The organism is Limimaricola hongkongensis DSM 17492 (assembly GCF_000600975.2).
Taxonomy (GTDB): Bacteria; Pseudomonadota; Alphaproteobacteria; order Rhodobacterales; family Rhodobacteraceae; genus Limimaricola; species Limimaricola hongkongensis.
In genome coordinates, this window is the sequence record NZ_KK088653.1 from 556,002 (window position 1) to 582,562 (window position 26,561).

30 protein-coding genes are annotated in these 26,561 nt (G+C 66.9%); 17 read left to right on the forward strand and 13 right to left on the reverse strand.

Annotated features, from left to right (window positions below; all coding sequences use genetic code 11):
* Positions 1–18: 18 nt before the first annotated feature.
* Entirely contained in the window at positions 19–630 is a 612-nt protein-coding gene (locus LOKHON_RS13095; protein ID WP_017927123.1) for a DedA family protein, read from the forward strand.
* Between the two features lie 4 nt (positions 631–634).
* On the opposite strand, the gene LOKHON_RS13100 is transcribed toward LOKHON_RS13095, so the two are convergent.
* Positions 635–1,057, reverse strand: a complete 423-nt coding sequence (locus LOKHON_RS13100; protein ID WP_017927124.1) for a hypothetical protein — start codon at positions 1,055–1,057, stop codon at positions 635–637.
* A 13-nt stretch (positions 1,058–1,070) separates the two neighbouring features.
* On the reverse strand, positions 1,071–2,273 hold the full coding sequence (locus LOKHON_RS13105; protein ID WP_017927125.1) for a pyridoxal phosphate-dependent aminotransferase: 1,203 nt from the start codon (positions 2,271–2,273) through the stop codon (positions 1,071–1,073).
* A gap of 154 nt (positions 2,274–2,427) precedes the next feature.
* Between LOKHON_RS13105 and LOKHON_RS13110 the strand changes: the two genes are divergently transcribed.
* From LOKHON_RS13110 to LOKHON_RS13120, 3 genes are all read left to right on the forward strand, one after another.
* Entirely contained in the window at positions 2,428–2,811 is a 384-nt protein-coding gene (locus LOKHON_RS13110; RefSeq protein WP_017927126.1) for a helix-turn-helix domain-containing protein, read from the forward strand.
* The gene (locus tag LOKHON_RS13115; protein WP_017927127.1) at positions 2,808–3,113 is read left to right on the forward strand and encodes a succinate dehydrogenase assembly factor 2; all 306 of its coding nucleotides are present in this window, start codon (positions 2,808–2,810) and stop codon (positions 3,111–3,113) included. Before LOKHON_RS13110 ends, LOKHON_RS13115 begins: the two co-directional genes overlap by 4 nt.
* 77 nt (positions 3,114–3,190) lie before the next feature.
* The gene (locus LOKHON_RS13120) at positions 3,191–3,700 is read left to right on the forward strand and encodes a MarR family winged helix-turn-helix transcriptional regulator (protein ID WP_017927128.1); all 510 of its coding nucleotides are present in this window, start codon (positions 3,191–3,193) and stop codon (positions 3,698–3,700) included.
* A 36-nt stretch (positions 3,701–3,736) separates the two neighbouring features.
* Here the strand turns inward: LOKHON_RS13120 and LOKHON_RS13125 are convergent, their stop codons facing one another.
* The 3 genes from LOKHON_RS13125 to LOKHON_RS13135 form a co-directional block, all read right to left on the reverse strand.
* Positions 3,737–4,165: a VOC family protein gene (locus tag LOKHON_RS13125; RefSeq protein ID WP_017927129.1), complete on the reverse strand. Its 429-nt coding sequence runs from the start codon at positions 4,163–4,165 to the stop codon at positions 3,737–3,739.
* A 65-nt stretch (positions 4,166–4,230) separates the two neighbouring features.
* On the reverse strand, positions 4,231–5,574 hold the full coding sequence (locus tag LOKHON_RS13130) for a hypothetical protein (protein WP_162561805.1): 1,344 nt from the start codon (positions 5,572–5,574) through the stop codon (positions 4,231–4,233).
* Positions 5,575–5,588: 14 nt separating this feature from the next.
* Positions 5,589–6,674, reverse strand: coding sequence for a hypothetical protein (locus LOKHON_RS13135; RefSeq protein WP_017927131.1), 1,086 nt, complete (start codon positions 6,672–6,674; stop codon positions 5,589–5,591).
* Between the two features lie 160 nt (positions 6,675–6,834).
* On the opposite strand from LOKHON_RS13135, the gene thyX reads away from it, so the two are divergent.
* Genes thyX through LOKHON_RS16230 form a run of 3 tightly spaced genes read left to right on the forward strand, consistent with a single transcriptional unit; the run spans position 6,835 to position 9,543 of the window.
* Positions 6,835–7,740 carry an FAD-dependent thymidylate synthase gene (thyX, locus tag LOKHON_RS13140; RefSeq protein ID WP_017927132.1) on the forward strand — a complete coding sequence of 302 codons (906 nt, stop codon included), beginning with the start codon at positions 6,835–6,837 and terminating at the stop codon, positions 7,738–7,740.
* On the forward strand, positions 7,737–8,900 hold the full coding sequence (locus LOKHON_RS15755) for a DUF262 domain-containing protein (RefSeq protein ID WP_081610535.1): 1,164 nt from the start codon (positions 7,737–7,739) through the stop codon (positions 8,898–8,900). The genes thyX and LOKHON_RS15755 overlap by 4 nt, the downstream gene beginning before the upstream one ends.
* Positions 8,901–8,928: 28 nt before the next feature.
* Complete coding sequence (locus LOKHON_RS16230) at positions 8,929–9,543, forward strand: MAE_28990/MAE_18760 family HEPN-like nuclease (RefSeq protein ID WP_162561806.1); 615 nt, start codon at positions 8,929–8,931, stop codon at positions 9,541–9,543.
* Here the strand turns inward: LOKHON_RS16230 and LOKHON_RS13145 are convergent.
* Entirely contained in the window at positions 9,540–9,746 is a 207-nt protein-coding gene (locus tag LOKHON_RS13145; RefSeq protein WP_017927133.1) for a cold-shock protein, read from the reverse strand. The genes LOKHON_RS16230 and LOKHON_RS13145 overlap by 4 nt on opposite strands.
* 99 nt (positions 9,747–9,845) lie before the next feature.
* On the opposite strand from LOKHON_RS13145, the gene LOKHON_RS13150 reads away from it, so the two are divergent.
* The gene (locus tag LOKHON_RS13150; protein ID WP_026147305.1) at positions 9,846–10,142 is read left to right on the forward strand and encodes an arsenate reductase family protein; all 297 of its coding nucleotides are present in this window, start codon (positions 9,846–9,848) and stop codon (positions 10,140–10,142) included.
* On the opposite strand, the gene thrS is transcribed toward LOKHON_RS13150, so the two are convergent.
* The gene (gene thrS, locus LOKHON_RS13155) at positions 10,139–12,094 is read right to left on the reverse strand and encodes a threonine--tRNA ligase (RefSeq protein WP_017927135.1); all 1,956 of its coding nucleotides are present in this window, start codon (positions 12,092–12,094) and stop codon (positions 10,139–10,141) included. The two genes, LOKHON_RS13150 and thrS, sit on opposite strands and share 4 nt — an antisense overlap.
* A 157-nt stretch (positions 12,095–12,251) precedes the next feature.
* On the opposite strand from thrS, the gene LOKHON_RS13160 reads away from it, so the two are divergent.
* Positions 12,252–12,989: an alpha/beta hydrolase gene (locus LOKHON_RS13160; protein ID WP_017927136.1), complete on the forward strand. Its 738-nt coding sequence runs from the start codon at positions 12,252–12,254 to the stop codon at positions 12,987–12,989.
* Here the strand turns inward: LOKHON_RS13160 and LOKHON_RS16235 are convergent.
* Both LOKHON_RS16235 and LOKHON_RS13165 read right to left on the reverse strand, forming a co-directional pair.
* Complete coding sequence (locus tag LOKHON_RS16235; protein ID WP_017927137.1) at positions 12,986–13,156, reverse strand: hypothetical protein; 171 nt, start codon at positions 13,154–13,156, stop codon at positions 12,986–12,988. The genes LOKHON_RS13160 and LOKHON_RS16235 overlap by 4 nt on opposite strands.
* A 25-nt stretch (positions 13,157–13,181) precedes the next feature.
* Positions 13,182–14,294: a pyridoxal phosphate-dependent aminotransferase gene (locus LOKHON_RS13165; protein WP_026147306.1), complete on the reverse strand. Its 1,113-nt coding sequence runs from the start codon at positions 14,292–14,294 to the stop codon at positions 13,182–13,184.
* Positions 14,295–14,429: 135 nt separating this feature from the next.
* On the opposite strand from LOKHON_RS13165, the gene LOKHON_RS16605 reads away from it, so the two are divergent.
* Positions 14,430–14,561, forward strand: a complete 132-nt coding sequence (locus LOKHON_RS16605; protein WP_017927139.1) for a hypothetical protein — start codon at positions 14,430–14,432, stop codon at positions 14,559–14,561.
* 73 nt (positions 14,562–14,634) lie between these two features.
* Here the strand turns inward: LOKHON_RS16605 and LOKHON_RS13170 are convergent, their stop codons facing one another.
* Both LOKHON_RS13170 and LOKHON_RS13175 read right to left on the reverse strand, forming a co-directional pair.
* Positions 14,635–17,730 (reverse strand): valine--tRNA ligase, encoded by a 3,096-nt coding sequence (locus LOKHON_RS13170; RefSeq protein ID WP_017927140.1) that lies wholly within the window; start codon positions 17,728–17,730, stop codon positions 14,635–14,637.
* Positions 17,731–17,793: 63 nt separating this feature from the next.
* Positions 17,794–18,222, reverse strand: a complete 429-nt coding sequence (locus LOKHON_RS13175; protein ID WP_026147307.1) for an Lrp/AsnC family transcriptional regulator — start codon at positions 18,220–18,222, stop codon at positions 17,794–17,796.
* A gap of 106 nt (positions 18,223–18,328) precedes the next feature.
* Between LOKHON_RS13175 and LOKHON_RS13180 the strand changes: the two genes are divergently transcribed.
* Positions 18,329–19,486 carry a type III PLP-dependent enzyme domain-containing protein gene (locus LOKHON_RS13180; RefSeq protein ID WP_017927142.1) on the forward strand — a complete coding sequence of 386 codons (1,158 nt, stop codon included), beginning with the start codon at positions 18,329–18,331 and terminating at the stop codon, positions 19,484–19,486.
* Positions 19,487–19,552: 66 nt separating this feature from the next.
* Positions 19,553–20,650, forward strand: a complete 1,098-nt coding sequence (locus LOKHON_RS13185) for a DUF2235 domain-containing protein (RefSeq protein ID WP_017927143.1) — start codon at positions 19,553–19,555, stop codon at positions 20,648–20,650.
* An 8-nt stretch (positions 20,651–20,658) separates the two neighbouring features.
* Here LOKHON_RS13185 and LOKHON_RS13190 read toward each other — a convergent pair whose 3' ends face one another.
* Together LOKHON_RS13190 and LOKHON_RS13195 are read right to left on the reverse strand one after the other, a co-directional pair.
* Entirely contained in the window at positions 20,659–21,633 is a 975-nt protein-coding gene (locus LOKHON_RS13190; RefSeq protein WP_017927144.1) for an alpha/beta fold hydrolase, read from the reverse strand.
* The gene (locus tag LOKHON_RS13195) at positions 21,626–21,919 is read right to left on the reverse strand and encodes an SCP2 sterol-binding domain-containing protein (protein WP_017927145.1); all 294 of its coding nucleotides are present in this window, start codon (positions 21,917–21,919) and stop codon (positions 21,626–21,628) included. The genes LOKHON_RS13190 and LOKHON_RS13195 overlap by 8 nt, the downstream gene beginning before the upstream one ends.
* A gap of 200 nt (positions 21,920–22,119) precedes the next feature.
* Here LOKHON_RS13195 and LOKHON_RS13200 point away from each other — a divergent pair, with 200 nt between their 5' ends.
* Genes LOKHON_RS13200 through fdxA form a run of 5 tightly spaced genes read left to right on the forward strand, consistent with a single transcriptional unit; the run spans position 22,120 to position 26,467 of the window.
* On the forward strand, positions 22,120–22,587 hold the full coding sequence (locus LOKHON_RS13200) for a tetratricopeptide repeat protein (protein ID WP_245631464.1): 468 nt from the start codon (positions 22,120–22,122) through the stop codon (positions 22,585–22,587).
* 39 nt (positions 22,588–22,626) lie between these two features.
* On the forward strand, positions 22,627–25,500 hold the full coding sequence (locus tag LOKHON_RS13205; RefSeq protein ID WP_082471111.1) for a helicase-related protein: 2,874 nt from the start codon (positions 22,627–22,629) through the stop codon (positions 25,498–25,500).
* On the forward strand, positions 25,445–25,747 hold the full coding sequence (locus LOKHON_RS16530; RefSeq protein ID WP_162561807.1) for a hypothetical protein: 303 nt from the start codon (positions 25,445–25,447) through the stop codon (positions 25,745–25,747). The genes LOKHON_RS13205 and LOKHON_RS16530 overlap by 56 nt, the downstream gene beginning before the upstream one ends.
* Positions 25,744–26,082 (forward strand): RNA-binding S4 domain-containing protein, encoded by a 339-nt coding sequence (locus tag LOKHON_RS13210; protein ID WP_017927148.1) that lies wholly within the window; start codon positions 25,744–25,746, stop codon positions 26,080–26,082. The genes LOKHON_RS16530 and LOKHON_RS13210 overlap by 4 nt, the downstream gene beginning before the upstream one ends.
* Positions 26,083–26,131: 49 nt before the next feature.
* A complete protein-coding gene (gene fdxA / locus LOKHON_RS13215) occupies positions 26,132–26,467 on the forward strand; it encodes a ferredoxin FdxA (protein WP_017927149.1) in 336 nt (111 codons plus the stop codon).
* The last annotated feature ends 94 nt before the right edge of the window (positions 26,468–26,561 follow it).

Here is a 26,561-nt window from a genome sequence, read left to right on the forward strand (position 1 = left end):
CCCGCGAGTTGGCGAGGCATGTTCGATTTCATCACCACCTGGATCGCCGCTGGGGGGGCGTTCGCCGTCGCGGCTCTCATGTTCATCGAGAACGTCTTTCCTCCCATCCCGTCCGAACTGGTGATGCCGCTTGCGGGCTACAACGCCGCGCGGGGGCTCTCGAGCCCGCTGCTGATCTTTCTGGGCGGTGTCGTGGGGTCGGTCGCGGGGGCGTGGCTGTGGTACGAGATCGGCCGCCGTCTCGGGCCCGAGCGGCTGACGGAGTGGGTCGACCGGCATGGCCGCTGGCTCACCCTCGATCGGCACAGCATCGAACAGGCGCTGGACTGGTTCGATCGGCATGGCGCCGCGGCGGTGTTCTTTGGCCGGATGATCCCCACCATCCGCACCCTGATCTCGGTGCCGGCGGGATTGCAGGGCATGCCGCTGGGCCGGTTCCTGATCTACACCACCGCCGGCAGCATGATCTGGGTCGGCGCGCTGTTTGGCGCGGGCTACCTGCTGGAATCGCAATACGAGCGGGTGCAGAGCTGGCTCAACCCCGTGACCAACGGTATCATCGTGGCGATCGTCGGCCTTTACCTGTGGCGGGTCTTTCGCGGCAAGGGGCGCAGAAAGCGGACGGGCTGACGGTTCAGCCCGGCGCGTCCGTCCCGGTTCGCGCCGCCTCGACCCGGTCGGCCTTCCTGCGTACGAGAATGCTGCGCAGGTCGTGCATCGCCAGCAGCAGCGGATCGGTCACGGCCTCCAGCTCGTCCGGGCTGGCTTGGCTCTGCACCCATTGCGCCGTGAGGTTCATGTGGTCGATGGCGCGGTGGATGTCGTCGATCCGCCGCGCGGCCAGCAATGCGCGCCGCTCGGTCAGCCAGGTTTCGGCAGCGACCCGGTCCTCGGGCGCGAGGGGGCGGTTGCCCGATCCACGGATTTCGCCATTGCGGGTGTTGATCACTGCCACCTGTTCGAGATCGACCCGGCGGTGCCGGGTCTCGTCGCCGATGCGGTACATGGTGCCGCCGTTCTCGCGCACCCTGAAATAATAGCCGGGCAGGTCGGTCATGCGGTCCCCTCGTTCAGCGCAGCCCCTCGCAAAAGCGGCGGATGCGGGCGCAGGCTTCGCTCAGCGCCGCGTCCGAGGTAGCGTAGCTGACGCGGAAATTCGGCGAAAGACCGAAGGCCGCGCCGAACACCACCGCCACGCCTTCCTCTTCCAGAAGCGCGGTCGCGAAAGCCTCGTCATCGGTGATCGCCGCGCCGCCGGCGCTGGTCTTGCCAATGCAGCCCGAGATGTCGGGATAGACGTAGAAGGCGCCGTCGGGCACCGGGCAGGTGATGCCCGCACAGTCGTTGAGCGCCGCCACCACGAGATCGCGACGGCGTTCGAACACGGCGTTGTTGGCGGCGATGAAGTCCTGCGGCCCCGTGAGCGCCTCGACGGCGGCCCACTGGCTTATCGATGAGGGATTCGAGGTGGATTGCGACTGCAGCTTGGCCATCGCGCGGATCAGCTTTTCGGGGCCCGCGGCATAGCCGATCCGCCAGCCGGTCATCGCATAGGCCTTGGAGACGCCGTTGACGGTGAGCGTGCGCTCCTTGAGCGCGGGTTCGACCTGCGCGGGCGTGGTGAAACGGAAATCGCCGAAGGTCAGGTGCTCGTACATGTCGTCGGTCATCACCCAGACATGGGGGTGGCGCAGCAGCACCTGCGCGAGCGCCTTCAGCTCGTCTTGTGAATACCCCGCCCCGGTGGGGTTGGAGGGCGAGTTGAACAGGAACCACTTGGTCGAAGGCGTAATCGCCGCCTCGAGCTGGTCCGGCGTGATCCTGAAGCCGGTCTCGATCCCGCAGGCCACGGTGACCGGCGTGCCGCCCGCGAGCAGCACCATGTCGGGATAGCTGACCCAGTAGGGGGCGGGGATGATCACCTCGTCGCCGGGGTTCAGCGTCGCCATCAGCGCGTTGTAGAGCACCTGCTTGCCGCCCGTGCCGACGCTGACCTCGCCAGGCGCGTAGTTGAGACCGTTGTCGCGTTTGAACTTGGCGCAGATCGCGCGCTTGAGCTCGGGGATGCCGTCCACGGCGGTATAGCGCGTCCTGCCCTCGGCGATGGCGCGGCGTCCGGCCTCGGCGATGTTGGCGGGGGTATCGAAATCGGGTTCTCCCGCCGACAGCCCGATGATGTCGCGCCCCTGCGCGCGCAACTCGGCCGCCTTGTTGGTCATCGCCATGGTGGGAGAGGGTTTGACCCGCGAAAGGGTCTCGGAAAGGAAGGGCATGGCGGGCCTCGCGATGTCGCTGGTCAGGTGTGACAGGTCGCGCCCGTGACTGGAAACCGCGCCCCCGCGGTGTCATATGGCGGGGACAGGCCGCCATCAAGCGGCCAGGACAGGGCGCCGCCCGCGCGGCACGGTACGGCAGGAGGATTGCGCGATGCATGACCAGGGCTATTACAGCGAAACGGCCGCCACGTTCGGCGACAGGCTGGCAGGCGCGCGCGAGGGCGCCGGTCTGAGCCAGGAAGCCCTGGCGACGCGGCTCGGGGTGGAGATCGCCACGCTGCAGGCCTGGGAAGACGACATGGACGAGCCGCGCGCGAACCGGTTGCAGATGCTCGCGGGCATGCTCAACGTGTCGCTGAGCTGGCTCTTGACCGGGCGCGGCGACGGGCCGGAGGCGCCGGGCGAGACCGCGACGCCGGCGCTGTCGGAGATCCTGTCGGAAATGCGGGTGCTGCGTGCCGAGATGATGCAGTCGGTCGAACGGTTGGCGATGCTGGAAAAGCGGCTCAAACGCAGCGCCGAGACCGGCTCGTGAGCGCGCTGCCGATCGAGCCCGCCGCCCCCGAGGACGAGCCGCGCGACACCCGCGAGCGGCGGCTGCGAATGCGGTCGATGCGGCGCGGGATCAAGGAGATGGACCTGATCCTGCAGGATTTCGCGACCCGCCGGCTCAACGTGATGAGCGATGGCGATCTCGCGCTCTATGACCGGCTCTTGTCCGAGAACGACCACGACATCTATGCGTGGGTCGCGGGCGCGAAGCCCGCGCCGGAGCGCTATGCCGCGCTGGTCGAAGAGATCGCGCAAGGCGCGCGCGGCGTGACCCGGCCGCGCTGAGACGCCGCGCAATTTAACCGTTTCTTCGTCATTCTCCCGCATTTCTGCCTTCGGGCGGGCAGAACGGAGATTTGACGATGAGCGTGCATTCCAATTTGGCACCGGTGCTGCGCGACCCGCGCGACACCGCCTTCATGACCAGCTACCTCGACAGCCTGACGCTGGTGGAGCGCCTGCACCGGCTGTTGCTCGACGTGATCAAGGACGAGTTCGAGCGCGTCGGCGTGATCGAGATCAACGCCGTGCAGGCGCTGTTGCTGTTCAATGTGGGCGAGAACGAGGTGACGGCGGGCGAGCTGAAATCGCGCGGCTATTACCAGGGCAGCAATGTCAGCTACAACCTCAAGAAGCTGGTCGAGGCGGGCTACATGCATCACAAGCGCTGTCAGATCGACCGCCGCTCGGTACGCGTGCGGCTCACCGACAAGGGCCGCCGCATCCGCGATATCGTCGACAAGCTGTTTTCCAGCCATGCCGCGGGCATGCTGTCGCGCGGGGTGCTCGACCAGTCCGGGATCGACGACATCACCATGTCGCTGCGGCGGATCGAGCGATACTGGACCGACCAGATCCGCTATATCTACTGACCCCGCCGTCGGGGCGGCGGCGGGGCCGGTCGCCTCTTACCAGTGGCCGGTGTTGCCCATGCTGGACCATGGCTCCTGCGGCGGCAGCGCGTCACCGGCCTGCAAAAGCTCGACCGACACGTTGTCGGGCGAGCGGACGAAGGCCATGTGGCCGTCGCGCGGCGGGCGGTTGATGGTCACGCCGTTCTCCTGAAGGTGGCGGCAGGTCTCGTAGATGTCGTCCACGCGGTAGGCGAGGTGGCCGAAATGGCGGCTGTCGGAGGGCAGCGCGTCGTCGCCGTCCCAGTTCCAGGTCAGCTCGACCGGGCATTCCTCCTGTCCGGGAGGCGCCATGAAGACAAGCGTGAAGCGCCCGCCCTCGCTCTCCTTGCGGCTGGTCTCCCTGAGCCCGAGCAGCTCGTAGAAGGCCATGCTCTTCTCGAGATCCTTCACGCGGACCATGGTGTGCAGATATGTCAATGCCATCGCATCTTGCCTTCCGTTGCGGTTCGCAGCGGAGACTAGCATTCCTGCGGCCCGGGACCAGCCGATCAGAAGCTCGACACCACGCCCAGGTCGAATTGCAGGACCCGTTCGTCGTAGAGATCGGCGTTCGACCAGTTGCGACCGGCCTCGAGGCCAAGCTCGGGGTGAAATCCCCATGCGCCGGTCGCGGGCAGCCCGATCCGGGCGGTGACGGTGCCGCGCCGATCCCGCCGTTCGCCCGCGACGTAATTGCTGCTGTCGAAATCGCGCCACTCGACCGAAGCGCCGAGGCCAAGCTCGGCAGGGCCGACGCTGTCCCCGAAATCGTAGTCAAAGCCAAGCGTCAGGCTTTCATGGCCGAGATCGGGGCGATCGGTTCGGGCCTCGCGCCAGTCGAACGAGACCGTCGCCCGGTCGCGGCCCAACCGGCGCGCGATATCGACGCCGATCCCCGGCGCCCACCAGCCATCGTCGAGATCGACCCGCTCGATCCGCGTCGTTTCTGCCGTCAGGCGCAGATCCGTCTCCGCGCCGATTCCGAAGTTCCGCCGCGCGGCAAGACGCAGCCGGTCGGAGAGCGGCGCGTCGTCATAGGCGTTGCGTGTCGCGTGCAGGGAAATTTCCGCCGGGCCGCTCCAGCTCTCGGGCCGCCACGCATGCACCAGCCCCAGCCCGAAGCTGGCCTGCGCATAATCGCTGCCCCGCGCCTCGGGCGCCTGCCGTCGCGCCGTCGCGCTCAGCGCATGGGTCTGACCCGAAAGCCGCAGTTCTGCCGAGGTCGCCGACCGGGCATCGGCCCGCAGCCTGTAGCGCAGCGCGGTATGGGCGGAGAAGGTGACGCCCGACAGGGCGCGCGCATCGCCCGAGAGGTCGAATTCAAAGGGCAGGCCGGGCAGGCGGAGGCTGTCGTTCTCGCTGCCGCCATTGACGTTTGAGGAAGGCGCCGCGCCGAAGCCGAGCTGCACCGAAAGCGGGTTGCGCGCGCGCAAAGCGCGGTAATCGCGCGCGACGGCGGCCCGGGCGGCAGCGCCGGGCGCGTCGGGCAGGGCGCGCCGAAGCCAGATCTGCGCGCGGGTGAACGCACCGGCCTGCGTATGGCCCAACGCGACGATGCGCGCGGCGCGGAACCGGGCGGGGCCTTCGACCAACGGATAGGCGCGCGCGGCCCGAAGGCGCGCTTCATCGAACGCGTCGTCCAGCAGCGCTGCTTCGGCCGCGATCATCAGAGCCGTGGGCTCATCGGGGTCGGCTTCCAGCATCAGACCGGTCAGCGCTGCGGCCTGCTCCATGCGCCCCTCAGCCATTGCTGTCACCGCCATGCCGCGCAGCTGCGCGAGCGAGGCAGACGAAGCCGGTGCTGCAAGCACAGCAGTGGGTGGCGCCAGCCACAGCGCCGCCGCGAGAAGCATCCGAAGGCGGGGCATCAATCGCGGTAAGCCGTGAAACCGCCCGTTTCCTGTGCGGTGACGCCTTCAAAACGCGGATCATCCGATTCCATGACGAGGACACCCGTCACTTCGCCACCCCGCCCGAGATCGCCGCTGAGAACGCCGTAATATTCGCCGGATTCGTAGTCCTCCGCCCTGCCATCGACGAGGACGGAACTGGTCAGGGTGCCGATGATCTCGCCATTCGGCGTCGAGGCAGCGTTCGAGAGGACGAAGCGCGCTGTCGGCAGGTCGAGAATGGCGCGGTCCGACAGATCGGTCTGGCGGGTGCCGTCGGTGGTCACCTCGATCTCGCGCCCATTCGCGTAAAAGGCCCGGCGGTTGGACAGGGTGCCGCGGACGCCGTCGGAGGCATTGAAATCGGCGAAATCGACGAGGATCTCCATATCGCCGGTGGTCAATTCCTGTCCGCCGATGCCGTCGAATACCCGAAGCCCCGCGTAATCGCCGCGAAACGCGGCCTGACCGGTCTCGGGGATCTCGACTCCGCCATTGCGCTCGTAGAGGAACCCGCCAAAGCCGTAGCCTCTGAAATCGGCGCTGCGCACGATCGTGAACCGGGTCTGGGGCAGCCGCTCGCCCGCCACGCGCACGGTGTTGCGGCTTTCGCCATAGATCGCGCGATAGTCGATCTGGTCGATATCCGACCCGGTGGCGCTATCATCCACCGAATTGGCGCTCTGGAACACGGCGAACCCATTCAACGTCGATGGACCCCGGCGGGCGGGGTCGTAGGGTTCGGTTCCGTCGAAGGCGAGATTGTCGACCTCAAGGCGCCCGGATCGCAGGGCAACGCGGCGCACGAAACCGCCCGCATCCTCGCTTTCGGGCTCGAACCGGACAATCGACCGGTCGGGTTCGGGGTCGGGGGTGCCGGGCAGCAACCGTTCGCTACTGCCGAAGCCATCGCCGGGATCGACGCCATCATCGCCGTCGCCGTCATTGCCCCCGTTACTGCCGCCGCCATCGGTCACGGCGGTGTCTTCGAACTCGAAGGGTTGCCCGTCGCCGCAGGCGGCAAGCAGCGCAAGCAGCGCGGTGGCGGAGAGAAGGCGGATCATGGCGGGTCCTCGGGGGTGTGGGCGTGGTCTCGACCCTCCGGGAGGGCCGGGGGCAAGTCAACGCGCGGGGTGCAACCTGCGGGGCGGGGGGCGGGGATTGTTCCCTTGCCGCCACGCCTCGTCTAAGAGGGGGCTGCAGCCGATCCAGAGGAGACCCCCCATGCCGCTGACGCCCGAGCAGGACGCCGAGATTGCCGATCTGCGCGCCACCCCCCGACCGACCCTGCGCGCCGTCTCCGAAGGGGCCGAGGCGCATCTCTACGTCCCCAAGCCGGTGCTCGACCACGGCTTCGTGCGGATGATCGACTACATGGGCGACGACGCCGCGATCTGCCAGGCGGCGCGCGTCAGCTACGGGCGCGGCACCAAGTCGGTGCAGAACGACGAAGGGCTGATCCGCTACCTGATGCGGCACTGGCACTCGACCCCGTTCGAGATGTGCGAGCTGAAGCTGCACGTGAAGCTGCCCGTCTTCGTCGCGCGCCAGTGGATCCGCCACCGCATGGCCAACGTCAACGAATACTCCGCCCGCTACTCGATCCTCGACCGGGAGTTCTACATCCCGCGCGCCGAAGACCTCGCCGCGCAGTCGCGCCAGAACAACCAGGGCCGGGGCGATGTGCTGGGCGCGGAAGAATCGGCCCGCGTGCTCGACTGGCTGCGCGAGGACGCGCACCGGGCCTATGACCACTACGAGGCGATGATCTCCGATGACGGCCAGCAGGGCGTGGCGCGCGAACTCGCTCGGATGAACCTCCCCGCCAACATCTACACGCAGTGGTACTGGAAGGTGGATCTGCACAACCTGTTCCACTTCCTGCGGCTCAGGGCGGACAGCCACGCGCAATACGAGATCCGGGTCTATGCGGACGCGATCTGCGAGATGGTCAAGGACTGGGTGCCCGCCGCCTACCGCGCCTTCGAGGAGTATCGCCTCGGGGGGGTGACGCTTTCAGCTTCCGGTGTAGAGTGCCTGCGTCGGATGCTCGCTGGGGAGGAGGTGACTCAGGAGACGTCCGGGATGAGTGGTAGGGAGTGGCGGGAGTTTATGGAAATTGTGGAATGACTAACTCAATACTTGCGGCTGAAATTGAGAAAGCAAGTCGATCTGTATCTACAGATTCGTTTGATATGACCTTGGGTGAAGTTGTTAATCTGTATAGAGATGGGGATCTTGTAATCAATCCCGATTTCCAGAGGTTTTTTCGATGGGATATTGGTAGAAAGTCGAGACTCATCGAGTCCCTCCTTGTTCGGATACCTCTCCCACCAATATTTGTTTTCGAACTGGAGAATAGCAGGTATGAAGTTATTGACGGCCTGCAAAGGCTGTCGACTATATTGGAGTTTATGGGTGAACTAAAGGACCCCGAGACAAACCTTCCTAGGCAACCAATGCCTCTAGTCGGCACCCAGTATTTGGAAGCGCTTTCTGGGGCTTTTTGGTCGGAAGATCTATTGAAGGCATACCAGAGCACAAGGGAAGTAGACGGCGAAATAGATTTTAAGCCGTATTTCTTTGATAGTGACTTGCAGAGGTCAATCAAGAGAACGAAAATAGGCCTTCAAGTCCTCGAGAAAAAGAGTGACCATAAAAGTAAGTACGACCTATTTCAGAGGCTTAATAGTGGAGGGCTGTCAGCGAATGCACAGGAGCTTCGGAACTGCACTGTAATAATGAGTAGTCCTGAGTTCTATGCTAGAATGCAGGCCTTGACGAGGAATCAAGATTTTATTGATATGATTCCGATGGAGGAAGCTTCTCGTCTGAAATCGAACGATTACGAGCAGATTTCGAGAATAATTTCTTTCGGCTTTATAGACTATACGCCGGGCACTGATATAGAAGATTTTGTAAATAAGAGCTTGGTGTCAATCGCTGTAGACGAAACGTCGGAGCGGCAGGCGGAAATTGAGGCTAAAGTCGTAAATACCTTTTCGCTTATCAGGGGAGCTATTGGGAAAGACGGCCTTCGTCCATTCGACGGCGAGGAGTTTCGTGGTCGCATTGGGCGTACATCTATTGAAATAATCTTCCTGGGAGTTTTGTACAACTTGGAAAAAATATCTTCTCTAGGCGATCCAGAAGGCTTCGTTGTTGAAAAGGCCAAGATGTTCTGGATGTCTGGGGAGGCGACTACATTTACGGCCGCAGGAGTTAGTGGAACGGACCGGGTGGCTAGGACAATTCCCTATGGGAGGAAGATGTTTGACCCAGAGGGATGAGTTCTTTCTAAGTAAGCTTTCTACTAGATTGCAGGAGGAAATCAATTGGAGGGTCATTGAGTGCTCGCAGTATATACGAAGCTTGGACTTAGTCGACGCCTCTAAAAAAGCCCCGCTGTTGAGGGCGGGGGTACCGTTTTTTTATGCCCACTGGGAGGGTTACTTTGTATTTGCGGCAAATAGCTATTTAGACTACATTTCTAATCTAAAGATGCCGCTGTCGTCTTTGCGGGATAACTTTTGGGCCCTTCAAATGATGAAGGGCAACGATCATCGAAGTATCAATTCGGAAACCCAGCTCTACAAGTTTTTGGAAAGGATGAGGCAAGAGCCGGATTCGTCTTTTCGCGCTGGCAGATTTGAAAAGATCAAAGGAAGGTCCAACCTTAGATATGAAGTCGTAGAGTATTCATGCATGGTCATGGGGGTGGACGGATCTTCATATAGACCTTATTCAAGTTTCATAGACGAAGATCTCTGCGATGTCCGAAACAGTATCGCCCATGGATCTGCCTTAAAGGTAAAAGAGGAAGACGTGATTTCAGTTCGGGATAAAGTCCTCGAACTAATGCGCGTCTCCCTCAATGAGTTCGAAAATGCTGCAATTGAAGGAAGGTTCAAGAAACTCTCTCCTGTTACCTAAACCTTCTTCAAATTCCCCGCCATCTCGCGCCCGTCGCGCCCCTCGATCAGATCGAACTCCACCGGCTCGTCATCGGCCAACCCGGTAAGCCCCGACCGCTCGACCGCCGAGATGTGGACGAAGATGTCCTTGCCGCCATCCTCCGGCGCGATGAATCCATAGCCCTTGGTGGTGTTGAACCATTTCACGGTGCCCTTCGGCATGGCACGTTCTCCCGTCACTTTCAGTCCGACCGCACGCCTTGCGGTTGACACGGACTCTAGGGCGCGACACCGAAAGGCAAATCACGATTGGAGAAAAACATGCGGGTTCTGGGCCTGAAGAACTGTGACAAGACGCGCGCCGCGATGAAGGCGCTCAAGGCACAGGGGCACGATCCGGTGCTGGTCGACGTGCGGGCCGAGCCGCTGGCGGCAGAGGAACGCGAGGCGATCGTCGCGGCCTTTGGCGACCGCGCGATCAACCGGTCCTCGACCACGTGGCGCGGGCTGTCGGATGACGAAAAAGCCCGGCCAGTGGCCGGGCTTCTGGAGGATCACCCGGCGCTTCTGAAGCGCCCGGTGATCGAAGAGGGCGGGGTCTACCGCCAGGGTCTCTAGGCGTCGCGGCGCAGGTCCGGCGCGGTCGCCTCGTCCTTGAGCTGAGCCAGAACCGCGTCCAGGCTGAGCACCTCGGAGCGGTTCTCGCCCAGACGGCGCAGGCTGACGGTGCGCTCCTCGACCTCGCGGCCACCGATGGCGAGGATCACCGGCACCTTGCCGACCGAATGCTCGCGGACCTTGTAGTTGATCTTTTCGTTGCGGGTGTCGGCCTCGGCGCGGATGCCCGCCTTCTTCAGCGCCGCGACCACCTCGTGCACATAGTCATCGGCATCCGAAACGATGGAGGCGACGACCACCTGACGCGGTGCCAGCCAGAGCGGCAGGCGCCCGGCGTGGTTCTCGATCAGGATGCCCAAGAAACGCTCGAACGAGCCGAGGATCGCGCGGTGCAGCATGACGGGCCGCGCCTTGTCGCCCTTTTCATTGACGAACTCCGCATCGAGCCGGTCGGGCAGGTTGAAATCGGCCTGAAAGGTGCCGCACTGCCATTCGCGCCCGATGGCATCCGTCAGCTTGAAGTCGAGCTTGGGGCCATAGAACGCGCCTTCGCCCGGATCGACGGTGTAATCCGCCCCGGCCTTCTTGATCGCGCCTTCAAGCGCGCTCTCGGCCTTGTCCCAGATGTCGTCGCTGCCCACGCGGGTTTCGGGCCTCGTCGAGAGCTTGATGTCGAACTTCTCGAAGCCGAGATCGGTGTAGACCGAGGCCAGAAGCTCGATGAAATCCGCGCATTCCTGCTCCAGCTGGTCCTCGGTGCAGAAGATATGCGCGTCATCCTGCACGAAGCCGCGCACCCGCATCAGCCCGTGCATCGAGCCCGAGGATTCGTAGCGGTGGCAGGAGCCGAACTCCGCGAGGCGCAGCGGCAGGTCGCGGTAGGATTTGAGGCCCTGGTTGTACACCTGCACGTGGCAGGGGCAGTTCATGGGTTTCAGCGCATTGGTGCGCTTTTCCTTCGCGCCTTCCTCGTCCACCTCAACGATGAACATGTTCTCGCGATAGGCCTCCCAGTGGCCCGAGCGTTCCCACAGCACGCGGTCGACGACCTGCGGCGTGCGAATCTCGCGGTAGCCGGCGGCGTTCTGGCGGCGGCGCATGTAGTCTTCGAGCGCGCGGTAGACGGTCCAGCCATTGGGGTGCCAGAACACCATGCCCGGCGCTTCCTCCTGCAGGTGATACAGGTCCATCTCGCGGCCCAGCTTGCGGTGGTCGCGCTTGGCGGCCTCCTCCAGCATGGTCAGATGCGCCTTGAGCTCATTGCGGTTGCGGAAACCGACGCCCGAAATGCGCTGCAGCTGCGGGCGCGACACGTCGCCGAACCAATAGGCGCCCGAGACGCCCATCAGCTTGAACGCGTCGGCGGGCAGCTGGCCCATATGCTGCAGATGGGGCCCCCGGCACAGATCCTGCCAGTCGCCATGCCAGTACATGCGGATCGGCGAATCCTCGGGGATGCGGTCGAGAAGCTCGATCTTGAAGGTCTCGCCGCGCTCCTGGTAATAGGCGCGCGCCTGCGCCCGGTCCCACACCTCGTTGCGGATCGGCTCGGACTTGGCGATGATTTCCTTCATCTTCTTTTCGATCGCGCCGAGATCCTCCGGCGTGAAGGGCTCGGAGCGGTCGAAATCGTAGAACCAGCCGTTCTCGGTCACAGGGCCGATGGTGACCTTCACGTCGGGCCAGATCTCCTGCACGGCGCGCGCCATCACATGCGCGAAGGCGTGACGGATCAGCTCGAGCGAGGGGGCCTCGTCCTTGGTCGAGTGAATGGCGATCTTCGAATCCTGCTGGATCGGCCAGCTGAGATCCCAATGCGTGCCGTCGAGATCGGCGGAAATGGCCTTCTTGGCGAGGCTGGGCGAAATGGACTGCGCCACCTCGGCGGCGGTCACCCCGGCGGGGTACTCGCGGCTGTTGCCATCGGGAAAGGTGAGGGAGATCTGGGCCATGTCGGCCTCCTCGTCGGTTTGGCGCCCACGGAACGCCCGGTTGCGGGTTATGTGTGTCGGGGCTTGATGATCGGGCAGGGCGGGCGTGTCAAGCGCGGGGCTTGTCATTGGCGGTCCGCGCTTCGATGCTGCGCGCCGACCAAGGACGGAGACGACCATGCCCGATTTCACCAGCCCTCAGGGCCGCCGCATCGCCTATGACCTCACGCCGGGGGAGGGGCCGGGCGTGGTGTTCCTCGGCGGCTTTCGCTCCGACAAGGAGGGGACCAAGGCGCTCCATCTCGAAGACTGGGCAAAAAAAGCGGGCCGCGCCTTCCTGCGCTTCGACTATTCCGGCCATGGCACGAGCGGCGGCAGCTTCGAAGACGGGGTGATCGGCGACTGGGCCGAGGATGCCATGGCGGCGCTGTCGTTGACGCAGGGGCCGCAGATCCTCGTGGGCTCGTCGATGGGGGGCTGGATCTCGCTTCTGCTGGCGCGGGCGATGCCAAAGAAAGTGGCGGGGCTCGTCACCATCGCCGCCGCGCCGGATTTCACCGAGGATGGCTTCTGGGCCGGGATGACCGGCGAGATGCGCGACCGCTTCGCGGCGCAGGGCCATCTCGATTACCCTTCGGATTATGGCGAGCCGCTCAGGATCACCCGGCGGCTGATCGAGGAAGGGCGGGCGCAGCTCGTGTTGCGCACGCCCCTGCGGCTGCCGTTCCCGGTGCGGTTCCTGCAGGGCACGGCGGACGAGGACGTCTCGGTCGCCACCGCGCTGCGGCTTCTGGAGCATGCCGAGGGGGACGACATGCGCCTGACGCTGGTGGATGGGGCCGATCACCGGTTTTCGACGCCCGACGCGCTCGACCTGATCCTGCGCAGCGTCGAGGAAGTGACGGCACGGGCCTAGCGCCGGACCCGCCGGGCGATCGGCCGCGCGATGCGGTCGAAGCCCAGCGCGCCGAGCGTCACACCGACCCAGCCCCAGATCGCGGCGATGGTGAGCAGGCCCATGAACACGAGCACGCCGAGCGTGGTCAGGAAGGCGGTGGTGTAATCCGGGGCGGGCTGTCGCATCGGGGTCTCCTCGACCCCCTGCGATCTAGGTCGCGGCGCGGGCCTCTTCCAATGCTTCGGGTAACGCTTGCGCGAAGGCGTCGAGATCGGCCTCGGTTCCGGCGCTGACCCGGATGCAGCGGTCGAGCGGCGCAACGCCGGGCATCCGCACGAACACGCCGCGCGCGGCGAGGCCGGTCATCACCCGCCGGGCCAGCCCGCCATCGCCGCCGCAGTCGATGGCGACGAAGTTGGTGGCCGAGGGCAGCGGCGCGAGCCCGTTCTCATGCGCGATGGCGGCAATGCGGGCGCGGGCGCTGGCGACATGTTCCAGCCCCTGCGCGAGCCAGTCGCGATCCTTCAGCGCCGCGAGCGCGCCCGCCTGCGCCATCCGCGTGAGACCGAAGTGATTGCGCACCCGGTCGAAGGCCGCGATCAGCGGCGCGGAGCCGATGGCATAGCCCACCCGCGCCCCGGCCAGGCCATGCGCCTTGGAGAAGGTGCGAAAGCGGATCACGCGGTCATCGGTCGGGTCGATCTCGGGAGCGGTGCCATCGGGGGCAAACTCGACATAGGCCTCGTCGAGCACCAGAAGCGCCCCTGCGGGCAGGTTGTCGATCATCTCGCGGATCGTGTCGGCGCCATGCACCCCGCCCATCGGGTTGTCGGGGTTGGCGATGTAGACCAGCTTGGCGCCGAGCGCCGTGGCGCGATCCATCAGCCCCGCCGCATCGACCCGGTCGCCGTCATAGGGCACCTGTTCGATCCGCCCCCCGAATCCCGTGACGTGAAATTCGAAGGTCGGGTAGCCCCCCAGCGAGGTGATGGCCCAGTCGCCCGCCCCGATGGTCAGCCGCACCAGCAGCCCGAGCAGCCCGTCGATGCCTTCGCCGACGCGGATATGCGCGGGCTTTACCCCGTGATGCGCCGCGATGGCCTGGCGCAGCTCGTGCGATTCGGGATCGCCATACATCCAGGCCTGCGCGGCGGCCGCGCGCATCGCCTCGATCGCGCGGGGAGAAGGGCCGAACGGGTTTTCATTGGCGCCGAGCCGGGCCCGGAAGGGCCGGCCCATGGCGCGCTCCTGCGTTTCCGGGCCGATGAAGGGCACGGTGTCGGGAAGCGAAGCGGCAAGCGGGGTGAGGCGCGGATCGGTCATGCGCAGCAGGATGCCGCGCGGCCGAAGCAGGGACAAGCGGCAAACGCTTGCTTGCTGCCAAGCTCTGGCATAGCCTTCGGAAACAACCAGAGAGTGATAATGATTCAACTGTTTAAAAGACGGGGTCGGGCGCTGTTGACCGCCTTTGCCCCGACCGAGGGCGAAGAGCGTTCCGGCTTCGAATTCGTCTGGGTGATCCTGTTGCTCACGGGGGGCGCGATCGTCGTGACCCTTCTCGTCAGGATCCTGTTCATGGACGTGACCTGATCGCGGGCCATTCCCGCACAGATGCAAGAGGGGCGGACCATGCCGCCCCTTTTGAATTTTCGGACCGCCGGTTTCAGGCGATCTCGGCCAACCGGTCGAGCGCAGCGGCAAGCTGCGCGGCCTCGGCCTCGCGCGCGGCGAGGTTCTGACGGGTCTCCTCGACCACCTCCTCGGGCGCGCTTTCGGCGAATTTCGGGTTCTTCAACCGCCCCTTGAGCCCGCCGATCTCCTTTTCCAGCTTGCCCATGGTCTTCGACAGCCGCGCCTTTTCGGCCGAGACGTCGATGATGTCGGCCAGCGGCAGCGCCAGCGTCGCGCCGGTCAGCGGCACGCTGATCGCGCCCTTGGGTGCCTCGTCGGCCTCGGTCAGCGTGTCGATCCGCGCCAGTCGCGAGATCATCGCGGCGTTGCGGTCCCATGCCGTGCGCACGGCGTCTTCCGCACCGACCAGCACAACCGGAACTTGCAGTCCGGCGGGGACGTTCATCTGCGCCCGCGCCGAGCGCACCCCTTCGACCATGGCGATGGCGATGTCCATTTCGGCCTCGGCCTCGGGGTCCGCCAGCTCGGCGGTGGTGTAGTCGGGCCATTCGGCATGGATGAGCATGCCGTCGCGCTGCGCGGTGTTGCCCCACAGCTCTTCGGTGATGAAGGGCATGATCGGGTGCAGCAGCAGCATGCACTGGTCGAGCACCCAGGCCATCACCGCCTGCGTTTCGGCGCGGGCGGCGTCGTCGTCGCCCTGCAGCAGCGGCTTGGAAAACTCGACATACCAGTCGCAGACCTTGCCCCAGACAAAGGCATAAAGCCCGTTCGCCGCATCGTTGAAGCGGTAGGCCGAAAGCGCCGCGTCGGTTTCCTCGCGGATCTTTGCCGTCTCGGCGACGATCCAGCGGTTGACGGTCGCGGTCGCCTTGGGCGGCACCGCCGGGGCGGCGTGGCGCTCGGGCGCGAGCGCGCCGTTCATCTCGGCAAATCGGCAGGCGTTCCACAGCTTGGTGGTGAAGTTGCGGTAGCCCGCGATGCGCTGGGTCGAGAGCTTCAGGTCGCGCCCCATCGCGGCCATGGCGGTGAGGGTGAAGCGCACCGCATCGGCGCCGTATTCGTCGATCAGGTCGAGCGGGTCGAGCACGTTGCCAAGCGACTTCGACATCTTCTTGCCCTTCTCGTCGCGGACGAGGGCATGGACATAGACGGTGTCGAACGGCTTCTGATCGACCACGGCGTATTGCATCATCATCATCCGGGCGACCCAGAAGAAGATGATGTCGAAGCCGGTGACGAGGGTGGAGGTCGGGAAGTACTTCTCCAGCTCCGGCGTCTGCTCGGGCCAGCCCAGCGTGCCGATCGGCCACAGGCCCGACGAGAACCAGGTGTCGAGCACGTCGGGATCGCGCCAGACCGGGATCGCGGTGGGCGCCTGCGGCGAACGGATCGCGCCTTCGTCGGTGGTGTTGCCCACCGCCGCCTCGAACAGCGCCAGCGCCTCGCCGCGATCCGCGACGAAGCGGATTTCGTCATGGCCGTAATACGCCGCCATCTTCGCCAGCGCCTCGTCGCGCGTGGCGGCGCAGAACGGGGTCCAGTCGGCGTCGAGATCGACATGGCCGTCGGTCAGCGTCGGCCCGTACCAGACCGGGATCTGGTGGCCCCACCACAGCTGGCGCGAGATGCACCACGGCTCGATGTTCTCGAGCCAGTGGAAATAGACCTTGGCGTCGCGCTCGGGCAGGATCTTGGTCTCGCCCGACCGCACCGCGTCCAGCGCCGGGCCCACGATCTTCGAGGTGTCGACGAACCACTGGTCGGTCAGCATCGGCTCGATCACCACCTTCGAGCGGTCGCCGAAGGGCTGCATGATCGGCTTGTGCTCCACGAGCGGCACCAGACGGGTTTCGGGCGGCGCGGCGCCCTCCTCGGCGGCCTCGCGCTTGGCGGCCTTGGGGCCAAGCCGCGGGTCGTGCTCCGGCACCATCACGGCGAGGCCCTCGGCGGAGATGTCCTCCACCACCGCGGCGCGGGCCTCGAAACGGTCCATGCCGCGATATTTTTCGGGCACCAGGTTGAGCGCGTCGGCCTCCATGACCGAGATCTCGGCCCCCTTGGCCACCTCCTGCGCCCGCGTCGCGGCCTCCGCATAGGGCGCACCATCGGCGCGCATCGCGCCCTTGGTGTCCATCAGGCGATACATCGGGATGCCGCCGCGCTTGGCGACCTCGTAGTCGTTGAAATCATGCGCGCCCGTGATCTTCACCGCGCCCGAGCCGAAATCCATCTCCGGATATTCGTCGGTGATGATCGGGATCAGGCGGCGATGCTCCTTCGGACCCACCGGGATCTCGCAGAGCTTGCCGACGATGGGGGCGTAGCGTTCGTCATCGGGATGCACGGCCACCGCGCCGTCGCCGAGCATGGTCTCGGGGCGGGTGGTGGCGATGGCGATGTAGTCGCGCTCCTCCTCGAAGACGATTTTCCCGTCCTCGTCGCGCTCGACATAGGTGTAGGTCTCGCCGCCGGCGAGCGGGTACTTGAAGTGCCACATGTTGCCGGGCTGCTCGATGTTCTCGACCTCGAGATCCGAGATCGCCGTCTCGAAATGCGGGTCCCAGTTCACCAGCCGCTTGCCGCGATAGATCAGGCCCTTCTCGTACATGTCGACGAAGACCTTGATCACGGCGTCGTGGAAATTGCCCTGCTCGCTCTCGGGCGCACCGGGCGCGCCGGACATGGTGAAGGCGTTGCGCTCCCAGTCGAGCGAGGCGCCCAAGCGTTTCAGCTGTCCGACGATCTGTCCGCCCGACTGCGCCTTCCACTCCCAGACCTTCTCGAGGAATTTCTCGCGGCCCATCTCGCGGCGGCTCTCATTGCCCGCCTTGGCCATCTCGCGCTCGACGACCATCTGCGTGGCGATGCCCGCATGGTCCTGACCGGGCTGCCACAGCGTGTCGAAGCCGCGCATCCGGTGCCAGCGCACGAGGATGTCCTGCAGCGTGTTGTTGAAGGCGTGGCCCATGTGCAAGGAGCCCGTGACGTTGGGCGGCGGGATCATCATCGAGAAGGTTTCGGCCCGCCGGGCACCGGCGCCAGCGCGGAACGCGCCTGCCTTTTCCCAAGCCTCGTAGAGCCGGGCCTCGGCCCCGGCCGCGTCGAACGTCTTTTCCATCGCCATGTCCCGGGCTCCTCGGTGAGATCGGCCTTGTCTCTAGCGCGGCGGGCAGGGGAGGAAAAGGGATCAGCCCCGGTCGATGCGGGTGCTCAGGTGAATGAGCGCCTCGGTCGCCTTCACCCCGTCGAGCGCGCCGATCCGGTCGAGCGCCGCGTCGAGCGCCTCGGTGGTCTCCGCGCGCAGACGGCAGGCAAGATCGAAGCGCCCCGAGGTGGTGTGCACCGTCTCGACCTCGGCGATTCGCCCGAGCCCGGCCAGCACCGCCGCTTGCCGCGCCGGGACCATCTGCACCAGCACCGTGGCGCAGATGCCGCCCCGCGCCCGCTCCGACAGCCGCAGCGTATAGCCCGCGACCACGCCCGACCGCTCCAGCCGGTCGAGCCGCGCCTGCACCGTGGAACGCGCGAGCCCGAGCCGTTGCGCCAGCTGCGCGACGGGGGCACGGGCGTTTTCGGTCAACAGCGCGATCAGGCGGGCATCTGTGGCATCGGTCATATCGTCGATCCTGACGGCGATCTGCCGAAAGGGCGAGACAAATCGTTCGTATCGCCGCTTCGAACCGGCGGCGGTGTGGCGCAGCATGGAAGGAAGGAGGACCATCATGCTGCAAGCCCCGATCGACTGCGCCCGCGCCGAGACCCCCGAGGACTGGCTCACCCGCCATGGCGGCGAGGCGCCGGTGCTGCTTTATTGCCCGGCGGCGCTCATGGCGCGCCACGACCGGTTCCGGCGCGGCTTTCCCGGCGCGGTGACCTACGCGGTCAAGGCCAACCCCGACCCGGCGGTGATTGCGGCGCTGGTGCAGGGCGGCATGACCGCCTTCGACGTGGCCTCGCCCGCCGAGATGGCGCTGGTGCGCGCGATCAGCGCCGAGGCGGTGCTGCATTACCACAACCCGGTGCGTTCGCGCGGCGAGATCGCCGCCGGGATCGCGGCGGGGGTGGCTTCGTGGTCGGTCGACGATGCGGGTGAACTCGACAAGCTGGTCGCCTGCGGCGTCGCGCCGGGCACCGAGATCGCGGTGCGGCTCAAGCTGCCGGTGGCTGGCGCCGCCTATGATTTCGGGGCCAAGTTCGGCGCTGATCCGGCGCTTGCGCAGCAGCTTCTGACGCGCGCCGCCAAAGCCGGGTTCAAGGTCTCCATGACCTTTCATGTCGGCACGCAATGCACCGATCCGGGCGCTTGGGTTGCCTATATGCAGGCCTGCGCGCGCGTTGCGCGCGCGGCGGGGGTGCGGCTGGCGCGGCTCAATGTCGGCGGCGGGTTTCCATCGGGCCGCGACGGGGGCGCGCCCGCGCTGGAGCCGATCTTCGCGGCGATCGCGGCGGGGCGCGACGCATTCGACACGCCCTCCGAACTGGCCTGCGAGCCGGGCCGCGCGCTGGTGGCCGACGCGATGGCCTATGCGGTGCGCGTCAAGGCGCGGCGCGGTGCGGCGCTCTATCTGGGCGACGGCATCTATGGCGGGCTGTCGGAATGCCCGTCGATCGGGGTGCCGCGGGTCGATCTCGTCGCCGATGATCGCCGCGCCGCCGCCGCGCCGCGCGCCTTCGCGCTCTGGGGGCCGACCTGCGACAGCCTGGATCGGCTGCCCGGCGAAACCGCGCTGCCGGGGAATGTGGCGGAGGGGGACTGGCTGCTGTTCCGCTCGGCCGGGGCCTATCTCGTCGGGGTCACGACCTGTTTCAACGGATATGGCACATATGATCGCGCGGAGGTGGAGCGGCTCTGGACAGACCCGTCGCGCTCCCTAGGGTAAAGGATGACGGTAAAGGGGTGACGATGCGGCGGACGGGCAGGGCGCAGGCGCGGATGAGAGGCCCGGATGGGCGTTCGTGACTGGCTGCTCGGGCTGTTCGGACGCCGGCCGCGGCAGGCCGAGGGCCAGCCGCGCATGCGCGGCCCCGCCACCCATGTCATCATTCTCGACGGCACCATGTCGACGCTGCGGCGCGGGCACGAAACCAATGCCGGGCTGACCTACAAGCTGCTGCGCGAAAGCGGGCGGCAGGCCAACCTGACGGTGCATTACGAGGCGGGCATCCAGTGGACCTCGTGGTCCGAGACGCTCGACGTGATGATGGGGCGCGGCATCAACCGGCTGATCCAGCGCGCCTACGGCGTGCTCGCCTCGCGGTTCCGGCCCGGCGACACCATCATCCTCGTGGGCTATTCGCGCGGTGCCTATGCCGTGCGCTCGCTGGCGGGGGTGATCAGCCGCGTCGGGCTGTTGCGGGCCGAGGAGGCGACCGAGCGCAACGTGCGCGACGCCTACCGCCATTACCGCCACCGCAGCCCCGCGCCAAGCGAGGCGGCCCGCGCCTTCGCGCGGCTGCATTGCCACGACCGGGTGGAGATCGAGGCCGTCGCGGTGTGGGACACGGTGGCCTCGCTGGGGTTGCGCCTGCCGCTGTTGTGGCGGCTGTCCGAGCCCAACCACATGTTCCATGATCACCGGCTCGGGGGGCACGTGCTGCACGGGTTTCACGCGTTGGCGCTGGATGAGACGCGCAACGCCTATGCGCCGGTGCTGTGGACCACGCCGCTGGGCTTTGCCGGGCATGTCGAGCAGGTCTGGTTCCGCGGCACCCATGGCGACATCGGCGGCCAGCTCGGCGGCAGGCTGGAAAGCCGCAGCCTGGCAAACATCCCGCTGGTCTGGATGCTGGAGCGGCTGGAGGCCTGCGACCTGCCGTTGCCGCCAGATTGGCGCGCGCGGTTTCCCTGCGACCCCGGCGCGCCCTCGGTGGGCACGTGGCGCGGCTGGAACAAGCTGTTTCTGTCGCGCGGGCGGCGCATGGTTGGGCGCGATCCGTCAGAGCGGCTGCATGACACGGTGGCGGGCGGGCACCCCGCCCGGGCGCGGCTGGCCGGTGGCCGCGCAGAGACCCCGCCGGTCGGACAACTCGGCGTGGCGGAGTAGCGCCGGGCTCAGCCGAAATGCGCGGCGATGCGGTCGAGGCGCGCGCCCCGCGTCGCGGCATCCTCGATCAGAAGCTCGTGCCGTCCGCCTTCGACGATCTCGAATTCCGCACCGGGCCAGCGCCGCATCCGGTCGCGCACGCGGGCCGAATCGACGACCCATTCCTCGTCGCCGAGCAGGGTCAGGCAGGGGATGTCGGGCGAGGGCAGACGCGCCAGAGCCCGGGTTTCGCGCAGCGCCTCGTGCAGCCAGTGCAGCGACGGCGCGGCAAGGCCCAGCTCGGGATGCGCCGCGACCTGCGCGCGCACCCAGTCGAAGCTTTCCGCATCGCGGGTCAGCATGTTGGCCTCGGCCGCCTCGGCCGCCTCCTCCAGCGTGGCCGAGCGCCCCGGCGAGGGCAGGTGCGACAGCCCGACGAGCCGCGAGGCGCTGCTCAGCCCCCAGGCGGCGGCGCGCAGGGTGGGACGCATCAGCACCCCCCACATCGGCGCGGTGAAGCAGGCGGTGGCAAAGGGGGTACGACGCATCAGCGCCCTGAGCCCGATGCAGCCGCCCATCGAATGCGCCAGCATGTGATAGGGTTCGGGCAGTCCCAGCCCGCGGACATGCGCCAGCAGCGCGTCGAGATCGGCCTGGTAATCGGAAAAGCTGTCGACATGGCCGCGCGCCGCGTTGTCATGGGAGCGGTCCGACAGGCCCTGGCCGCGCCAGTCGAGCGTGGCACAGCCATAGCCGCGCGCCACGAGATCGGTCGCGATGCGGCCGTATTTCTCGGCATATTCGGTCCGGCCCGTCAGGATCAGCACCGTGCCGCGTGGGGCGGGGCCGGTGCATGGGGCGGGATCGGTGCGCGTCTGCGGGCCGGGCCAGTGCACCGCCCGCAGACGCGGCCCGTCGGCGGCGGCGATCCAATGCGCCACCGCCGGGCCGCCGGCCACATCCGCAAAGAACGGCGCGGCCGAACGGCCCGCGCCGTCAGCCAAGGACCGCCGCCAGCTTCATGGCGAGCCCCATGTCGCCATCGATCGAAAGCTTGCCCTGCATGAAGGCGGCGGTCGGGTCGAGATCGCCTTCGAGAATCGACTGGAACGTCTCGGCACCGGCGGTGAGCGTCACCTCGGCCTCCTCGTCGCCCGCCCGTGCGCCGGCCTCGTCGATCATGATCGCGCCCTCGTCCGAGATCACGAACTTGGCCGGGCCGCCCTCGAGACCGTCGCCGTCCATCTTGGCGTTGAGCGCCGTCACCGCCTGGCTCACCAGTTCACTCATCGTGTCGTCCTTCGCGTTGGCGACGACCGGGATGGCCGCCGATCTGGTCGTTGTGATGGGGGTGCCTCTGGTCTCGGCCCGGACGCGCCCCTACACTAGGGACTATGGGTGCAAGAATTCTTCCCTTCAAACCTGTCCTCGCGGCATTGGCGATCGGCCTCGCGGTTGTGTCCCCCGTGCAGGCGCAGGAGGATGACGGCGTGGCCGGTTTGTTCGAACGATTGCAGGCCGCCAGCCCCGAGCAAACGCCCGAACTGGCGGCCGAGATCCGCGCCGCGTGGTCGCGCAGCGGCTCGGCGGCGATCGACCTTCTGGTGGAGCGCGGGCGCGAGGCGCTGGGCGCGGGCGACCGGCAGGCCGCGATCGAGCATCTGACCGCCGCGCTCGACCATGCGCCGGGCTTCGCCGAGGCGCATGTGCTGCGCGCCAACGCCTATTATCTCGCCGGTCTCACCGGCCCCGCCATCGACGATCTGCGCCGCGCGCTCGACAGCGAGCCGCGCCATTTCGGCGCGCTGCAGGGCTTTGCCGCGCTGCTCGAGGAGATCGGCCGCCCCGAGGATGCCCGCGAGGTCTGGGGCCGGGTGCTGGCGCTCATGCCGCAGGATGCCCGGGCCATCGAGGCCGCGCGCCGCCTCGACATCATGCTCGGCGGCCGCACGCTCTGATCTTTTCCGCCCCGTTTTCGGGCGATCACAGGACTTTTCATGACCCCCTCCCGTATCGGTGCCGTGCTCGGCCCCACCAATACCGGCAAGACGCATTACGCGATCGAGCGGATGCTAGCCTATCGCTCGGGCATCATCGGCCTGCCGCTGCGGCTTCTGGCCCGCGAGGTCTATGACCGCATCGTCAAGGCGCGCGGCCCTTCGGTCGTGGCGCTGGTGACGGGCGAGGAGCGGATCGTGCCGCCGCGCGCCGCCTACTGGGTCTGCACCGTCGAGGCGATGCCCGAAATGGATGCCGATTTTCTTGCCATCGACGAAATCCAGCTTTGCGCCGATCCCGAGCGCGGCCATGTCTTCACCGACCGGCTGCTGCGCGCGCGCGGCCGCTACGAGACGCTGTTTCTCGGCTCCGAAACCATGGGCCCGGCGATTCGCAGCCTCGTGCCCGAGGCCGAGACGATGCGCCGCGACCGGCTCTCGACGCTGAGCTATGCGGGCTCGAAGAAGCTCAGCCGGATGCCCGAGCGCTCGGCCATCGTCGGGTTTTCGGTCGACAGCGTCTATGCCATCGCCGAGCTGATCCGCCGCCAGAAGGGCGGGGCGGCGGTGGTGATGGGCGCCTTGTCACCGCGCACCCGCAACGCGCAGGTGGAGATGTACCAGAATGGCGATGTCGACTACCTCGTCGCCACCGACGCGATCGGCATGGGGCTCAATCTCGATATCGGCCACGTGGCGTTCTCGTCGCTGGTCAAGTTCGACGGCCACAAGATGCGCCATCTCGCCCCCGACGAGCTGGCGCAGATCGCGGGCCGGGCCGGGCGGCACCGCACCAATGGCAGCTTCGGCGTCACCGGCGAGGCGCCGCCCCTGGACGAAGAGGTGATCGAGGCGATCGAGAACCACCAGTTCCGGCCCGTCACCCGGCTGTTCTGGCGCAATTCGGACCTGCAGTTCGGCTCGCTCAAGCGGCTGATCCAGACGCTGGAAAGCCGCACCAACAACCCGTGGCTGGGCCGGGTGCGCGAAAGCGACGATCTCGCGGCGCTCAAATCGCTCGCCGCCGACCCGGTGATGCAAAGCCGCGCGCATGACGGCTCCTCGGTGCGGCTGTTGTGGGATGTCTGCCGCCTGCCGGACTTTCGCGGCATCGGGCGGGGCGAACATGCCGACATGGTCGGCCAGATCTTCGCGCATCTGCAGGATCGGGGGCGCATCCCCGACGACTGGTTCGCCAAGCGGATCGAGCGGATCGACCGCACCGATGGCGACATCGACGCGTTGTCGAAACGGCTGGCCTATATCCGCACATGGACCTATGTGGCCCAGCGCCGCGGCTGGGTCGGGGACGAAAGCCATTGGCGCGAGATCACGCGCGGAGTAGAAGATCGCCTGTCGGATGCGCTGCATGGCGCTCTGACGCAAAGATTCGTGGATCGGCGGACCAGCGTTCTGGCCCGGCGGCTCAAGCAGAAGGAGGTCATGGTGGCCGAAGTGACAGACAACGGCGACGTGACGGTCGAGGGCGAATTCGTCGGACGGCTGGAAGGATTCCGGTTCCGCGCCGACAAGGCGAACGGCCCGGACGAAGCGAAAACGCTGCGGCAGGCGGCGGACAAGGCGCTCGCGCCGCAGTTCCACCTGCGGGCGGACCGCTTCTACAACGCGCCCGACACCGAGATCGACGTGACCGAACAGGGCGGCCTGATGTGGGGCGCCTCGGCCGTGGGCAAGCTGGTGTCCGGCGCGGACCCGTTCAAGCCGCAGGTCGTGGCCTATGTCGACGAGGAAGCCGGCACCGAGATCACCGACAAGGTGAAGCGGCGTCTGCAGCATTTCATCGACCGCAAGATCGCCGCGACGCAGGAGCCCCTGCTGGCGTTGGGCGCGGACGAGGCGCTGACCGGGCAGGCCAAGGGCTTTGCCTATCGCATGGTCGAGAATTTCGGCATCATCCCGCGCGGCGAGGTCGCCGACGAGGTGCGCGCGCTCGACCAGGAGGCACGCGGCGCTCTGCGCAAGCACGGCATCCGTTTCGGCCAGTTCACCGTGTTCATGCCGGCGCTCTTGAAGCCCGCGCCGACGCGCATCCGCCTCGTGCTCTGGGCGCTGTCGAAGGGGCTGCAGGAGTTTCCCGAAACGCCGCCGCCGGGGCTCGTCACCGTGCCCGCCACGCGCGGTGCCGCGCCGGGTTACTATGCCATGGCGGGCTACCGCGCCGCCGGTGAACGGGCGATCCGCATCGACATGCTGGAGCGTCTGGCCGACATGCTGCGCGACCGCGACAGCAAGGGCGGCTTCGAGGCGGTGCCCGACATGCTGTCGATCACCGGCCTGACGCTGGAGCAGTTCGCCGAGCTGATGTCGGGGCTGGGCTACCGCGCCGAAAAGGGCGAACGGCCCAAGGCCAAGCCCGCCAAGGCCGCCGCCGCGCCGCAGGAGGACGTGCCGGGCGAGACCCCCGACACCACGCCGCCCGCGCCCGAGGGGCCGGACGTGCCGGGCAACACCCCGCCCGAGACGCCGGACCAACCCGAGACGCCGGGTATCACGCCGCCCGACGCGCCCGAGCAGCCGGACCTGCCGAACGAGACGCCGGAGGCGCCCCGCGCAGCCGGACAATGCCCCCGCCAGCCCCACGGACGTGCCGGGCACCGAGCCCGATCCCGCGCCCGCCGAAGTGCCCGGCGGCACGCCCGATCGCGGCCCCGCGCCCGCGCCCGACGAGATGCCCGACAGCGACCCGCCCGCGGGCATCCCGGCCGGCACCCCGACGGAAATCCCGCCGGGCACCATCGCCGTGGGCGAGACCGCGCCTGCGACGCCCGAGGAGACCGCCGCGGCCGAGGCGGCCGAGATGGAGACCTTCTATACCTTCACATGGGCCGGGCGCGGGCAGCGCCGGGGCGGTGAGGGCGGCAAGGGCCGCCGCCATGGCGGCAAGCCCGACGGCGCGCGCAAGGAGGGCGGCGCGCCGCGCGGTGCCAAGGGCAAGCCGAACGGCAAGGGCGAGGGGCGCGGCGACGGCAAGCGCCGCGGTCCCAAGGGCGATCGCGACGACCAGCGTCCGCGCAACTTCTCCTCGCAGCCCGCGCGCGAGAAGAAGATCGACCCCGACAACCCCTTCGCCGCCGCGCTCGCGGGCTTCAAGCGCGATTGAGCCGGGGCGAGGCGAACCCTGCCGAGGCGCGGCGCGAGACGCTGCGCCTCGACAAATGGCTCTGGCAGGCCCGGTTCTTCAAGACCCGGAGCCTTGCCGCCGCGCTCGTCTCCAAGGGGCGGGTGCGGGTCAACGGACAGCCCGCCGCGCGCCCCTCGCGCGGGGTGGGGACGGGCGACGTTCTGACCTTTCCGCAGGGCCGGGCGATCCGCGTGGTGCGCATCCTCGCGCTCGGGGAACGGCGCGGCCCGGCCAGCGAGGCGCAGGGTCTTTACGACGATCTCGACCCGCCCGGTCACGGTGATGGCCATGAGGCGCCGGCGGCGCTTGAATGACCCCGCGCTCTGCTCTAGCTAGGCCGCAACAAGCATCGAGGGCCCGCCAATGACCTACGTCGTCAAGGACAACTGCATCGCCTGCAAGTACACGGATTGCGTCGAGGTCTGCCCCGTCGACTGCTTCTACGAAGGCGAGAACATGCTCGTCATCCATCCCGACGAATGCATCGATTGTGGCGTCTGCGAGCCCGAATGCCCGGCCGACGCGATCCGGCCCGACACCGAGCCGGATGTCGAGAAATGGGTCGAGTTCAACCGCAAATACTCCGAGATCTGGCCCGTCATCGTCACCAAGAAGGATCCGCTGCCCGGCGCCGAGGAAATGGACGGCAAAGAGGGCAAGATGGAGATGTTCTCGGAGAAGCCCGGCGAGGGCGGCTGACGCCGCCGCCCGGCATTCGCACGGCGCCTGCGCGTCCCCGCTTTCGCCGGGGGCGTTTTTGTGGTATGCTGTTTCGGTAATGCTGCTGAAAACC